The 12,583-nt window shown below is 74.1% G+C and carries 10 protein-coding genes; 5 read left to right on the forward strand and 5 right to left on the reverse strand.

Annotation, left to right across the window (positions count from 1 at the left end):
* Positions 1–12 precede the first annotated feature (12 nt).
* Positions 13–1,587, reverse strand: a complete 1,575-nt coding sequence (locus AB0C01_RS02075; protein ID WP_357569986.1) for a Na+/H+ antiporter — start codon at positions 1,585–1,587, stop codon at positions 13–15.
* A gap of 171 nt (positions 1,588–1,758) precedes the next feature.
* Between AB0C01_RS02075 and AB0C01_RS02080 the strand changes: the two genes are divergently transcribed.
* Positions 1,759–2,181 (forward strand): DUF3224 domain-containing protein, encoded by a 423-nt coding sequence (locus AB0C01_RS02080; protein WP_357569987.1) that lies wholly within the window; start codon positions 1,759–1,761, stop codon positions 2,179–2,181.
* Between the two features lie 77 nt (positions 2,182–2,258).
* On the opposite strand, the gene AB0C01_RS02085 is transcribed toward AB0C01_RS02080, so the two are convergent.
* Positions 2,259–5,582 (reverse strand): BTAD domain-containing putative transcriptional regulator, encoded by a 3,324-nt coding sequence (locus AB0C01_RS02085; RefSeq protein ID WP_357569988.1) that lies wholly within the window; start codon positions 5,580–5,582, stop codon positions 2,259–2,261.
* 138 nt (positions 5,583–5,720) lie between these two features.
* Here AB0C01_RS02085 and AB0C01_RS02090 point away from each other — a divergent pair, with 138 nt between their 5' ends.
* The 3 genes from AB0C01_RS02090 (at position 5,721) to AB0C01_RS02100 (ending at position 7,672) form a co-directional block, all read left to right on the forward strand.
* The gene (locus tag AB0C01_RS02090; protein WP_357245938.1) at positions 5,721–6,599 is read left to right on the forward strand and encodes an alpha/beta hydrolase; all 879 of its coding nucleotides are present in this window, start codon (positions 5,721–5,723) and stop codon (positions 6,597–6,599) included.
* A 231-nt stretch (positions 6,600–6,830) separates the two neighbouring features.
* Entirely contained in the window at positions 6,831–7,280 is a 450-nt protein-coding gene (locus AB0C01_RS02095) for a hypothetical protein (protein WP_357569989.1), read from the forward strand.
* Positions 7,277–7,672 (forward strand): hypothetical protein, encoded by a 396-nt coding sequence (locus tag AB0C01_RS02100; RefSeq protein WP_357569990.1) that lies wholly within the window; start codon positions 7,277–7,279, stop codon positions 7,670–7,672. Before AB0C01_RS02095 ends, AB0C01_RS02100 begins: the two co-directional genes overlap by 4 nt.
* A gap of 4 nt (positions 7,673–7,676) precedes the next feature.
* Here AB0C01_RS02100 and AB0C01_RS02105 read toward each other — a convergent pair whose 3' ends face one another.
* Together AB0C01_RS02105 and AB0C01_RS02110 are read right to left on the reverse strand one after the other, a co-directional pair.
* The gene (locus AB0C01_RS02105; RefSeq protein ID WP_357245948.1) at positions 7,677–9,848 is read right to left on the reverse strand and encodes a hypothetical protein; all 2,172 of its coding nucleotides are present in this window, start codon (positions 9,846–9,848) and stop codon (positions 7,677–7,679) included.
* A 7-nt stretch (positions 9,849–9,855) separates the two neighbouring features.
* Positions 9,856–10,779 carry an SDR family NAD(P)-dependent oxidoreductase gene (locus tag AB0C01_RS02110; RefSeq protein ID WP_357245951.1) on the reverse strand — a complete coding sequence of 308 codons (924 nt, stop codon included), beginning with the start codon at positions 10,777–10,779 and terminating at the stop codon, positions 9,856–9,858.
* A 130-nt stretch (positions 10,780–10,909) separates the two neighbouring features.
* On the opposite strand from AB0C01_RS02110, the gene AB0C01_RS02115 reads away from it, so the two are divergent.
* Positions 10,910–11,758 (forward strand): helix-turn-helix domain-containing protein, encoded by an 849-nt coding sequence (locus AB0C01_RS02115; RefSeq protein ID WP_357569991.1) that lies wholly within the window; start codon positions 10,910–10,912, stop codon positions 11,756–11,758.
* Here AB0C01_RS02115 and AB0C01_RS02120 read toward each other — a convergent pair.
* Complete coding sequence (locus tag AB0C01_RS02120; protein WP_357245957.1) at positions 11,755–12,522, reverse strand: TetR/AcrR family transcriptional regulator; 768 nt, start codon at positions 12,520–12,522, stop codon at positions 11,755–11,757. The two genes, AB0C01_RS02115 and AB0C01_RS02120, sit on opposite strands and share 4 nt — an antisense overlap.
* Positions 12,523–12,583: the final 61 nt, after the last annotated feature.

A 12,583-nucleotide genomic window follows, 5' to 3' on the forward strand; every position in this document is an offset into this window, starting at 1 on the left:
CGAGGCGGCCGATCAGTCGTTGGGCCCGCGCCCCAGCAACCGGATCTCCTCGTTGTCCAGCGCGGCCTGGAGTTCCTGCAAGACCAGGTCGTCGATCTCCCGGTTGTCGCGCAGTCGGGTGACCTCCCGCCGCTTGTGCGCGAGGACCCCGAGGCGCAGGCGATGTTCCAGGCGACGTTCCTCGGCGCTGTTCCCTCCGGTCTCGTTGACGTCCGCCAGGTGCCGCTGGTACTCGGCCTGCAACCGGCGTACCGACTCCTCGCGGGCACCGACCTCGGCGGCGACCTGCGGTAGGGCGGCCAGACCCGCCTCGGTGGCCCGCCGCCGGGCATGCCGGGTCTCGTCGACGCGTTCCGGGTCACCGACCAGCCCCGCCCAGCGCACCACGAGCGGCAGGGTGGTGCCCTGAACCAGCATGATCAGCACGATCACCAACGCGGTGACGAAGATGATCAGGTCTCGTTCGACCACCGGCCGACCGGAGACCGTCATCGTCGGGACGGCCAGGGCGGCGGCGAGCGACACCGCCCCCCGGAAACCGGACCAGCCGGCGACGGTCCCCACCCGCCAACTGGGCGGACCTGAGTCCTCGTCCATCATCCGGCGACGCCGCAGCCGCGCCGACTGCGCGGTGAGGTAGATGAAGACCAGCCGGGTGGCCACGACGACCACCGTGACCACCAGCACGATCACCAGCGCCCGCTCGGGCGAGGTGCTGGTGATGCCCCGCACCGCCCGGGGTATCTGCGTGCCGAGCAGGACGAACAGCCCGCCGTTGATCAGGAACGTGGTCAGGTCCCAGAACGCGTACGCGAGCACCCGGGACCGGGCGCGGATCACCCGTGGGCCGGCGTAGGCCAGCACCAGCCCGGCGACCACCACCGCCAGTACGCCGCTGGCGTGTACCGAGTCGGCGAGCAGGAAGGCCCCGAACGGTGTCAGCACACTCAGCGCGCCCTCGCGCAGCGGATCGTCGAGCCGCTTGCGGATCAGCACCACGGCCGCCCCCACCAGCAGACCGGCGAGGACACCGCCGACGCTGGCGCCGACGAACTCCTCGCTGATGCCCAGCACACCCGGCTTGGCGCTCTGACTGAGCAGACCCACCGCCACCGCGAAGACCACAAGTGCCGTGCCGTCGTTGATCAGGCTCTCCGCGTGCAGGGTGGTGAGGAGCTTGCGGGGCAACCGTTTGGCCAGGCCGGTGACCGCGGCGGCGTCGGTCGGCGCGAGGACCGCGCCGAGCACCCAGGCGGCGGCCGGGTTCACGCCGAACGCCTGCGCGGTGAACGACACCGTCACCATGGTGAGCACCACGAGCACCACCGCGAGCAGCCCGATCACCGGCAGGTTGGCACGGATCTCCCGCAGGCTGATGGTGAGGCTCTCCCGGTACAGGATCGCCGGCAGGAAGATCAGCAGCACCAGGTCCGGTTCCAGGGTCACCTCGGACAGCGGCGGCGTGAGCCCGAGCAGCACCCCGAACGCGATGAGCAGAACCGGCGGCGCGACCCGGTACCGACCACCGAGGGTGGTGCCGATCAGGACGGTGCCGCCCAGCACCACGATCAGGACGAGCACCTCCACGCGTACCCCCTCGATCGTTGGCGCGACGGTGGACGCGCCGGTGCTTCAATCTGACCGCACTCGCCGGCTGGTTCCAGCGGAAACCGGCAAGTCGCCGGGTAGCCCGGGGATGTCGGTGCCGTCTGCAAGGCTGCTCACGATGAATGCGATCAAGCGGAGAGGGGGCGCGAGATGAGCGCGAAGGCTGACGGAACGTTTGAACTCACCTCATTCGAGCCGGAGGTGCTCGACGAAGGCCCGGGGGCCGCGCTTGGCCAGGTGCGGATCACCAAGACCTTCCAGGGTGGCCTGGCCGGCAGCAGTACGGTGACCATGCTGTCGGTGGCCGACATCGAGGGCAGCCCCGCTGCTTATGTCGCAGTGGAGCGATTCACCGGCGAACTCGACGGCCGCAAAGGCTCGTTCGTCCTCCAACACAGCGCACCCGGCAGCCACGGTGAGCACCTCGCGATCCGCGTCGTCCCGGGAACGGGCTCCGGTGACCTCACCGGGATCGTGGGAACCTTCGAGATCATCCAGTCCGACGACGGCGGCCACTCCTATGTCCTGGAGTACACCCTGGCCTTCGACACCAGTCAGTCTCCGTCGAGATAGGGCGCTACGGCCTCTCGGGTGTCGGCGCTGCTCACCACCGGAACGATCTCGAATGTGACGCCCGCGCCGCCGCGCGCTCAGGTCGGGTCGTCGGCGCGGGCGCGCGCGGTGAGCGCGCGGGCGGTACGGCGGTGCCCGGCGGCCTCCTCGTCGCGACCCAGAGCGCTGGCCATCTCGGCGAGGTGCCCCGCCACCGGGCCGGCGGTGACCATCCCGCTGCCGGCGGCCAGTTCGGCGGCGGCCGGCCGGAGCACGGTGGCGACGCGCTCCATGGTGGGCCGGTCGCCGATGGCGAGCGCCGCCCGAGCGGTGAGGCACAGCCGCACCTCCCGCAGCAGGTCGTGCGGCCCGTCCGGGAGTGCCCGCAGCGCCGCTCCGGTAGCGACCCGGTCGCCGGCGGCGGCGAGCAGCAGTGGTCGGACCCAGGGCTCGTGTGGCCCCCAGTCCAGTTGCGCCCAGCCCTCGTCCGGCCCGGGGATCGGGCGCTGACGTCCGGGAACGAGCCGGGCCTCGCTGACCGCGTCGGCCAGTCGCAGGCCGAGCAGGGCGAGCGGCAGCAGCCCTCGGGCCAGTCCCGGCATGGCGTCGGCGGGCAGGCGTTCGGCGGCGGCCCGGTACGCGGTCACCGCGGCGTCCTGGTCACCGCTCACCGCCAGGCGCAGCGCGGCGTACCAGCCGGTGAAGACCCCGACCAGCGGCAACTCGTACCGCTGCGCGAGTCGGTCGGCGGCGCGGGCGTGCGCGTCCGCGCCGGCCCGGTCGGCCCGCGCGCAGCAGGCCTGGACCAGGACGAGATGACCCAGCACCTCGAAGGTCACCAACTGACGGGGAGCGGCCAGGTCGACCAGCTCCGCGCCGATCCGGGCCCGCTCGTCGGCCAGCCCGACCCGGTGGAAGGCGTGCATGAAACGCGCGTTGAGCGCGAACGCCAGCAGCCCCGGATCCCCGACGGTCCGGGCGATCCGCTCGGCCTCGACCGCGGCCCGGCGGCCCCGGTCGCCGGTGCTCCCCCGCAGCTCCAGCGCGAGCGTGCTCAGCAGCCGGCTGCGCTGCGCCGAGCCGGTCGGGCCGAGGCCGGTCAGGGCGTGCTCGGCGGCGCGAACGATCCGCTCGGAGAGCGCCTCGTCGTCGTTGCGGGTCCAGACGGCGGGTACGTCGAATCCGGCGAGCACCTCGGCGGTCAGCCGCGGGTCACCCACCGCCTCGGCGTCGGTGATCGCCGCGGCACGGTACCGCCGCGCCTCGGCCAACCGACCCGTCACCGCCAGCCCGCGCCCGAGACCGAGCACCGCGCTGAGTCGCTCGCGCCGCTCGTCCCGCCCGGCCCGGTCGTACGCGTCGAGCACCTGCGCCCAGAGCCGGGCCGCCTCGTGCGGGTTGCCGTCGCGTTCGGCCTGTTCGGCAGCGGTTCGGGCGTAGCCGGCGGCGCGGTGGGCGGCTTCCCGCCCTCCGGCGTGCAGCAGGTGGTGGGCGAGCGCGGCGGGGTCGACGGGCTGCTGCCGTCGCATCGCCTCGGCCACGGCGGCGTGCCAGGCCGCGCGACGCGACGCGGACAGGTCGGCGTAGAGCGTGTCGCGGACCAGGATGTGGGTGAACCGTAGTCGTCCGTCGGGCTCCTGCTCGCTCAGGAACCCGGCCTGCAACCCCCGGTCCACGGCGTCCAGAAGCGCCGCCGGGTCGCCCGCCAGCTCGCCGAGCACCACCGGATCGAGGTCCCGGCCGAGGACCGCCGCCTGCCGCAGCACGGTACGGGTCGGCGCGGGCAGCTGGGCGAGGCGGTGCCGGATCACGTCGCGTACCCCCGGTGGTACCGCCGCCAGCGCAGCCTGACCCGAACTCGCGGACAACTGGGCCAGCTCCCGGACGAAGAACGGGTTGCCGCCGCTGCGATGGTGGATCAGCCGGACGGTGGGCGGGTCCAGCTCCGGCCCTGCGACGGCACGGGCCAACTCGCCGGTCGCCTCCACGGACAGTCCGCCGAGGTATTCCCGCACCGGTTCGAGTCCGGCCGCGCGGGCCAGCGCGGCGGTCAGCTCCGGGTTGATCTCGGTGGCCCGGTAGGTGCCGAGGACCAGCATCGGGCCGGTGGCCGGCTGCGGGCCGGCGAGCAGGCCGGTGAGCAGATCCAACGTGTCCCCGTCGGCGCGGTGCAGATCATCCAGGACCAGCAGCAGGGGTCCGCGGCCGGCGACGGCGGAGACCAGCGCCGCCACCGCGCGGTGCCGACGGAAGCGGGCCACGGCGGGATCACCCGGGCCATCGGCCACCACCGGCTCGGCCAGCCCGCCACCCACCGATCCGGCCGGCCCGGTGAGCGCGTCGGTGATCTGGGTCCACGGCCAGGCGGCCGGTGCGCCGTCGTACTCGGGGCTGCGACCCCAGGCCGTGCTCCAGCCTTCGGCGGCGAGCTGCCGGCCCAGCTCCTCGGCCAGGGCGGACTTGCCGGCGCCCGGGTCCCCACTGAGCAGGGCGAGCGTCGGCCGTCCGGCCTGGGTGGCGGCCTCGGCGGCGTGCCGCAGCCGCGCCAACTCCGCGTCCCGCCCGACGAACGGTCGCGATTCGGGCCCGCCACCTGGAACGCGTCCGGCCGCGCCGGCCACCACGGGGGTGGGGGTGAGGTGTGCCGCCTGGGCCAGGATGTCGGCCTCCAGCCTGCGCAGCTCGGGCCCCGGGTCCACCCCGAGCGCGGACACCACGGCGTCGCGGGCGTCGCGCAGCGCGGCCAGCGCCTCGCCCTGCCGCCCGGCCCGGTAGCGCGCCAACGCGAGCAGCCGCCAGGCGTCCTCCCGCAACGGATGGCCGGCGAGGTGGGCGGGCAGGTCGGCGGCGGCCTCGTCCGGCCGACCCAGCGCGAGCAACGCCTCGGCCCGCCGTTCGACGGCGAGCATCCGCAGCTCGTCCAGCCGGTTGATCTCCGCGACGGCCCAGAGTGCGCCCGCACAGTCCGCGTACGCGGGTCCGCGCCAGAGCCCGAGCGCCGTGTCCAGCGCGGCCAGGGCCGGTGCGGGCAGTCCGGCTGTGAGCAGTCGTCCCGCCTCGCCGACGGCCGCCTCGAAGCGTTCGGCGTCCACCGCGTCCGGGGCGGCCCGCAGCGCGTACCCCGGGGGTTCGGTGACCAGGAGGCGGGGCGGCTGCCGGGGCGGCCGGTCGGGCTCCAGCGCCCGGCGCAGGTCGGCGACGAAGGTCCGGATCGCGCCCACCGCGCCGTCGGACGGAACCTCCCACAGGTCGTCGACGAGGCGGTCGACCGGCACCACCCGGCCGTGGGCGATCACCAACCGGGCCAGCACCAGGCGCTGCCGGTGCCCCCGCAGCGGGACCGGGCCGTCCTCGGTGGCGGCGGTCACCGGCCCGAGTACGCCGAACGTCACCTCCATCGGCGACGTCGGTTGCCTGGTCATGACACCAATCTAGGCGGCCGTGCAGGCGGGCACTGATGCGGCGCTGACCGGCTGCTGATCACCACCGGGCAGGCTCGACACCGTACGACGGCGACGGGTCACCGCCCGCGCCGACCCTGCTCACCAGGAAGGTTCCCCGTGGAGCCGAGGATCAACGGATTCGACTACCAGCGCGTCACCGTCGCCGACGGCGTGACGCTCGCCGCCGCCGTGGGCGGCTCCGGGCCACCGATCGTGCTGTTGCACGGCTTTCCGCAGACCCACCTCATGTGGCGGCACGTCGCGGCCGACCTGGCCGCCGACCACACGGTCATCTGCCCCGACCTGCGCGGCTACGGCGACAGCGACAAGCCGGTGGACGCCGACGGCACGGCGTACGCCAAGCGGACCATGGCCGCCGACGTGGTGGCGCTGGCCGGCGCGCTCGGTCACGAGCGCTTCGCCCTGGCCGGGCACGACCGGGGCGCCCTTGTCGCGTTCCGCGCCGGCCTCGACCACCCGGCGGCGATCAGCCACCTCGCCCTGCTCGACGTGCTGCCCACCCTGGACATGTGGGACGTGCTGCACGGCGTCAACGCGGCGGTCGCCTTCCACCTGTACCTGATGGCGCAGCCGCCCGGACTGCCGGAGGAGCTGATCGGCGCCAGCCCGGACGCCTTCTTCGGCCACTTCCTGGACGTCTGGACCCGCGACCCGGGTGCCCTGCCGGCCGAGGTACGCGCCACCTACCTGCGCGCGTCCCGCGACGCGGTCACCTCGATCGTGGCCGACTACCGGGCGTCCGCCGGGATCGACGTCACCCACGACACCGCCGACCGGGCGGCGGGCAACCAACTGCGGATGCCGGTGACCGTGCTCCAGCAGGACTGGGGCGCGGCGCTCGGCTACGACGCGGCCGGAGTGTGGCGGGCCTGGGCGCCCGACCTCGACCACCAGACGGTCACCTGCGGGCACTTCATGGCGGAGGAGGCCCCCGCGGTGGTGGTCGGGGCGCTGCGCGACCTGCTGCGCCGGTGACCGGTCGCCTCTGACCTGCGGAAATGCGACTAAGCGCGGGTGGACGCGAACCGCCCGGCGGTGATAAACAGGCAGATATCGGCAGCCAACGGCGGCGCGTCGTCCATCGACCGTCTTCCTGCACCGCCGCCTCGGGCTTCGCCGCACGGACCGCCACGCGGCCGCGACCCACCCCACGGCTCAAGCCCCGGTGGCGGGCTGGTGAGCACGGTCATCGACCAAGGAGTCGCCGTGGGGCATCTGCGTAACCGCGCCAAGCACCAACCGTTCGAGGTGGCCGCGCTGATCACGACGCCCGTCTGTGGGGTCCTACTGCTCGCGCTCGACGTCCGACCACCGTCGGTACAGCTGTCCATGCCGGAACCCATCCAGCTCGGCTGGGAGGTCGCCCTCATCGCCGTCGGTGTGGGCGGGCTGCTGGGCATCCTGTGGCCCGGTCGGCTCTCCACCGGTCTCGGCATCGAGTTCGCGTCCGTGCTGATGCTCGGCACCATCACCGGCATGTACGCGGTGGCGCTGGTGGCGGTGGCGGGCCAGCAGGGCATCGTCGCCGCGTCGTTGATCAGCGCGGTACCGCTGGGGTCCTTCTGGCGGATCGCCCAGATCGCCGTCGACCTCCGCTGCCTGGCCTACGGGCACCAGTGCGCGACCCACCGACGGGTCGTGGGAGGTGTCACGTGATCTCGGTATCGACACCCGAGGCGCCGCACTGGGTGCAGGTGTTACTCAGTCTGCTCGGCGTCCTCGGCGGCACGACCGGCCTGGCCGCCATCGCCACGGTCGTGTCGCAGCGGGGCAAGTTCAAGGCCGACGCCGCCGACACGCTCACCGAGGCCGCCCTGACGCTCGTGCAGCCCCTCCAGATGCGGATCACCGAGTTGGAGAGCGAGGCGGTGAGCGCCCGGTCGGAACTGGGGCTGCTGCGCGAGCAGGTCAACCAGTTGCAGTTCGTCGTCCGGGTGCTGACCCGCACGCTCGACAGGTGGCGTACCGCCGTGCACGCCCCCGACGCCACCCTGCGCAAGATCCGCACGGTGGTCGCGGAGTCCGAGCGACTGTCCGAGGACCGGTGAGGGCTCATTCGCCGTCCGGGACGCGCAACCGGCCGGCGAGTTCCCGCAGGGCCGCCCGGAACTCGGGCGCGGACTCGTCCGGGTGGTGCCCGCGCAGGGGTGGCGGTCGACGCTTCCCCGGCGGAGGCAGCAGGTCCCGCGGATCGCGCAGCCTCCGGTCGACCCGCCCGGCCGGGTCGGCGGCGTCCGGCGGCGGATCGCCGGGCCGGTGCGCGGCGAAGATCCAGCCGCCGACCGGGTCCGTGTCGCGCCAGAGGTTGAGCCACCGCCAGCCGATCCGCTCCCCCACCTCACGCAGCACGGTCTCGTTCAGGTACGCCGGGAAGAGCCGGGCGTAGAGGCGGTCCAGCGGGGAGCCGTAGGTGAGCAGCGCGACCCGTCGGCGGGTACGCGGAGGCAGCCGCAGCACCGCGAGGGCCAGCAACGCCGAGCCGTGGCTGTGCCCGCACAGCAGCACCCCGGCGTGCCGGTCGGCCAGGTAGGTGATCCGGTCGGCCAGCTCCGGCACCGCGCGGTCGGCGTAGCTGGGAGGCGCGAAAGGGTGGGCGGCCCGGGGCCAGAAGGTGCCCAGGTCCCACAGGATCCCGACGTGCCGGCGGAACCATGGCGTCCGGTAGGCGAACACACCGCCCGACAGCAGGACGAGGCCCACCGCGGTGACGAGGTAGGTGCCCCCCGTGAGCGCCATTCCGACGAACCAGGTCGGCAGCCCGAGGACCTGCCACGCCACCTCGCCCGGTTCCCGCCCGAACTGCCCGAGCAGACTCGTGGCCAGCCCGATCACCGCGAGCGCCGCGTACACGGTGGCCAGCCGACCCAGCCACTCGGTGAACCGCGCCCGGGCCACGGCCCTGCTGACCTCCCGCAGCCGCCCGGTCGCCTCCGGCGGCGAGGTGGGAAAGTCGCGGGCGGTGATGTCCTCCGCCGCACGGCGCCGGCGGCCCCGGGACAGCAGGGTCACCGCGCCGCACGCCAGCACCGCCGCGGCCACGTGCAGGAACACCGCCAGGATCGTCCACCGGTACGGCAGTGCCGGCCCACCGTCACTGCGAAAGCCGCCGAGCAGGCCCCCCGTCTGGTAGACGAGGCCGGCGGAGAGCGCACCGGTCAGGCCGACCGCGATGGCCGCGATGACCGTCGCGCCCAGTCCGCGCGGCAGGGCGGAGCGGTCCCGGGCGCGACCGAGAGGCCACAGCACCAGCCCGCAGAGCAGCACCAGCAGCACCATCTGGCCGAGTAGCGCCGCGCCCGTGATCGCGCCGTAGCCGGGGAGCGCGGTCGACGACGGCCAGCCCCGCTCGTCGCTCGCGACAGCGACGAGGGTGGCCACGGTCAGCGCGGCCGCCACCACGCCCACCGCGCGGGCGGCCCAGGTGGACATCCGCGCCGTCGTCGCGCGGTCGATCAGCCCTGGCACGGCGAGCAGACCGACGCTGGCCAGCAGGACCGCCGCGCTGAGCGTCAGCAGCAGCGTCGTCGCGGGCGTCGCGCCGCCGCCGCGACGGGCCGTGAGCAACAGGAGATCGAGGACGGCGAGCGCGGCGGCGACGTGGATCGCCCGCAGCCGCCCCACCAGCGGCTCCACCGCCCACAGGGGGTTGCCGGACGGGCGGGACCGGCGGGTCCCGAGCAGCCGCAGGAGCGCGACCGCGGCGATCGGCAGCAGCGCCAGCACGGCCAGCCGCTGCCCGACGTGTCGGTCGTCGAAGCCGGCCGGCGTGTCGAAGGGCGCCCGGCAGTGGGCCGCGCCGAGACACCGCCAGGCCAGCAGGTCGAGGGCGACCCCGGCGATGGACACCACGTACACCACGGTGAGGTTCAGCGCGAGCAGCCGGCACAGGACGGTGACCCCGGCGGCGGCGCGGCCGGCGGGCCGCATCCACACCGCCAGGTTGCTGAGCATGAACGGCAGCAGGAAGACCATGGAGAGCGTCCGAGCCACGGTGCCCGAGGGCAGGTCACCCCAGCGGTACGCCTCCAGCGTCAGCCCGTCCGGGTCGGTGCCGTCGGGTCCGGCGCGGCGGTGGAAGCCCCCGCTGTCGTCGCCCGCGACCTGCCGCACCCGCGTCTCGTGCAGCACGACCGAGGGTCGGGCCCCCGACACGCCGTGCACCCGCAACTCCACCAGGTCGTCGCGTCGGGGCTGGTCGCCGTGCCGGGCTGGCCTCTGCGGCATCGGGCGGCTACCCGGCCGCGACCAGCTCGGCCGCCACGTCCCAGAGCCGCTGCGCGTTGGCCGGATCGACCGCGTACGCCGCCACCCCGGTGTAGTCGGCGGGCCGCTCGGTGACGACCGGCGCCTCGGCGCAGTCCTCGAAGTAGCGACCGCCGACGCCGTCGAGCAGCGGGGACGCGGCGAGCAGCGCCGAGGTCGCGGCGCCCTGCTGCGGGGTCTTGTGCATCTCCTTCGGCGACTTGAGCCCGCCGGTGTGCTTCTGCAGTCCGGTGGCGATCGCACCCGGGTTGAGCGCGTTGGCGTAGATGCCCTCGCCGGACCAGCGGCGGGTCGCCTCGACGGCGAGCAGGGCCTCGGCGCTCTTGGACTGCCCGTAGGCCAGCAGCGGGTCGTACGGCCGGAACGCGAAGTGCAGATCGTCGAAGATCACCGGGGAGAAGAGGTTGCCACTGGAGCTGACCGACACGACCCGGGCGCCACCGGCGGCGGCGAGCGCGTCGTGCAGGCCGACGGTCAACGCGTAGTGCCCCATGAAGTTGGTGGCGAACTGCATCTCCCAGCCCTCGGCGGTGCGCTCCAACTCGGGCAGCGCCATGATCCCGGCGTTGTTGACCAGGATGTGCAGCGGCTGGTCCCAACCGGCAACGAACCGGCGTACCGAATCCTGGTTGGCCAGGTCCAGCTCGCGGACGGTGACCCGCTCCGCGCCGAGACCGGCCGCGATGTCGGCCGCGGCCTGCTCGCCGGCGCTGACCCGACGTACCGCGAGCACCACCTCGGCACCGGCGGCGGCCAGCGAGCGGGCGGTCTCGACGCCGATGCCGGCGGCGCCTCCGGTGATGACGGCCCGTTTGCCGCTCAGGTCGACTCCGGCGAGGACCTCGTCGGCCGTCGAGGCGAAGCCGAACGGTGTCGTGATTCGCTCGCTCATCTGTCCCATCTCTCGTTGACGCCTACGCCACAAACTGTCACCCCGGCGGCCGGCGCTAGCCGGGTTCCTGGTTTTCCTGGTAGTGGCAGGACCAGGATGGGCGGCCGTCGGCCGCTCCTACGATGGGTTGGTGCGCACGGCCGGTCCGCTCGGCGAGTACCTGCGTGCCCGGCGCGAGCTGATCAGACCGGGCGACGTCGGGCTGCCCGCGCACGGCCGTCGGCGGGTGCCCGGCCTGCGGCGCGAGGAGTTGGCGCTGTTGGCCGGGATCAGCGCCGACTACTACCTGCGGCTGGAGCAGGGGCGGGACCGGCACCCGTCGACGCAGGTGCTCGACGCGCTGGCCCGGGCCCTACGGCTGGACGCGGCGGCCACGACGCACCTGCGCCGGCTGGGTGAGCAGGCGTCGACCCGCCGCCCGGCGCGACGGCCGGAACGCGTACCGGTGGGAATCCGACAGTTGGTCGGTTCGTGGACGCAGACCCCCGCCCTGGTGCACGGCCGGCACCTGGACGTCCTCTTCGCCAACCCGGTGGCGACCGCGCTGGCGCCGATCTACGCGGTCGGCGTGAACCTGCTGCGCGCGGTCTTCCTGGACCCGGTCGTGCCGTCGCTCTACCCCGCCTCGGAGGCGGTCGCGGCCAACGCGGTGGCCGGCCTGCGCGCGCAGGTCGGCGCCGAGGTCGACGACCCCCGGCTCACCGACCTGGTCGAGGAGCTGTCCGCCGGCAGTGAACGGTTCCGGCGGCTGTGGGCCCGGCACGACGTGGCCGCCCGCGCCAGTGGCGGGGTCCGGGTGTTCCGTCATCCCCGGGTGGGTGAGCTGGAGCTGCGCTACGAGAAGCTCACGATCGCCGGCACGACCCAGTCGCTCGTCGTCTACCACGCCGAGCCGGGCAGCCCGTCGGCGCGCGCGCTCGCCCGGCTGGCCCGGCACGCGGCCGGCGGGACGCCCCGCCCGGCCGGGTCAACGCCCTAGCCGGCGATGGCCCGTTCGGCGACCACCACCGAGATCCCGTCGAGGACGCGTTGCAGGCCGAACTCGAAGGCGTACTCCGGGCCGTAGGCGGCACCGTGCTGCTGGCCGGCCGCGGTGCCGACCCGGGAGGCGGTCGGGTACGCCCCGGCCGTCAGGAACGTCTCCAGCCAGGGCGCGTGCGACTGCCACCACTGGCCGTCGGACATGCCGGTCTCCCGCTCCAGGTCGACCACCTCGGAGGCGGCGCGGGCGGCACTCTTCACGTGCCCGAGCACGAGCGTGAGCACCGCGTCCATCTCGACGTCGGTGAGCCCGATGTCGGCGACGGTGTTCAGCTCGCGGTCGTACTTGGCGATCAGGTGGGGGCCGAGCACGGGCCGGGTCGTCTCGGCCCGCAGCATCCACGGATGCCGCTGGTAGAGCGCGAGATTGTCGCGGGCGACCCGCTCCAGCCGGGCCCGCCAGTCCCCCTCGGCGGCGGGGCGTGGCATCTCGCCGTACGCGGTGTCGATCATGACGGCGACGAGTTCGGCCTTGCCCGGCACGTAGGTGTAGACCGACATGGTGCCGACGCCCAACGCCTCGCCGACCCGGCGCATGGTCAGCGCGTCGAGGCCCTCGGTGTCGGCGATGTCGATCGCGGCCCGGACGATCCGGTCGACGCTGAGCCCCGGGCCGGCGCTGCGGCTCGTCGGCTCCCGGGTGCGCCAGAGGATGGCCAGGCTGCGGGCCGGGTCCGCGGTCGCCTTGCGTTCACTCGCCATGGTCCGGCCATCCTAACAACGCCGACGTACGCCGTACGTCGGCCGCCGGCCCGACCTCTGG

The sequence above is a fragment of the Micromonospora sp. NPDC048905 genome, from assembly GCF_040649655.1.
Taxonomy (GTDB): domain Bacteria; phylum Actinomycetota; class Actinomycetes; order Mycobacteriales; family Micromonosporaceae; genus Micromonospora.

Excerpts from the sequence above, each read along its gene's own strand:
- AB0C01_RS02080 (WP_357569987.1), top strand. The coding sequence starts at position 1,759 with ATGAGCGCGAAGGCTGACGGAACGTTTGAACTCACCTCATTCGAGCCG.
- AB0C01_RS02085 (WP_357569988.1), bottom strand. The coding sequence starts at position 5,582 with ATGACCAGGCAACCGACGTCGCCGATGGAGGTGACGTTCGGCGTACTC.
- AB0C01_RS02105 (WP_357245948.1), bottom strand. The coding sequence starts at position 9,848 with ATGCCGCAGAGGCCAGCCCGGCACGGCGACCAGCCCCGACGCGACGAC.
- AB0C01_RS02110 (WP_357245951.1), bottom strand. The coding sequence starts at position 10,779 with ATGAGCGAGCGAATCACGACACCGTTCGGCTTCGCCTCGACGGCCGAC.
- AB0C01_RS02120 (WP_357245957.1), bottom strand. The coding sequence starts at position 12,522 with ATGGCGAGTGAACGCAAGGCGACCGCGGACCCGGCCCGCAGCCTGGCC.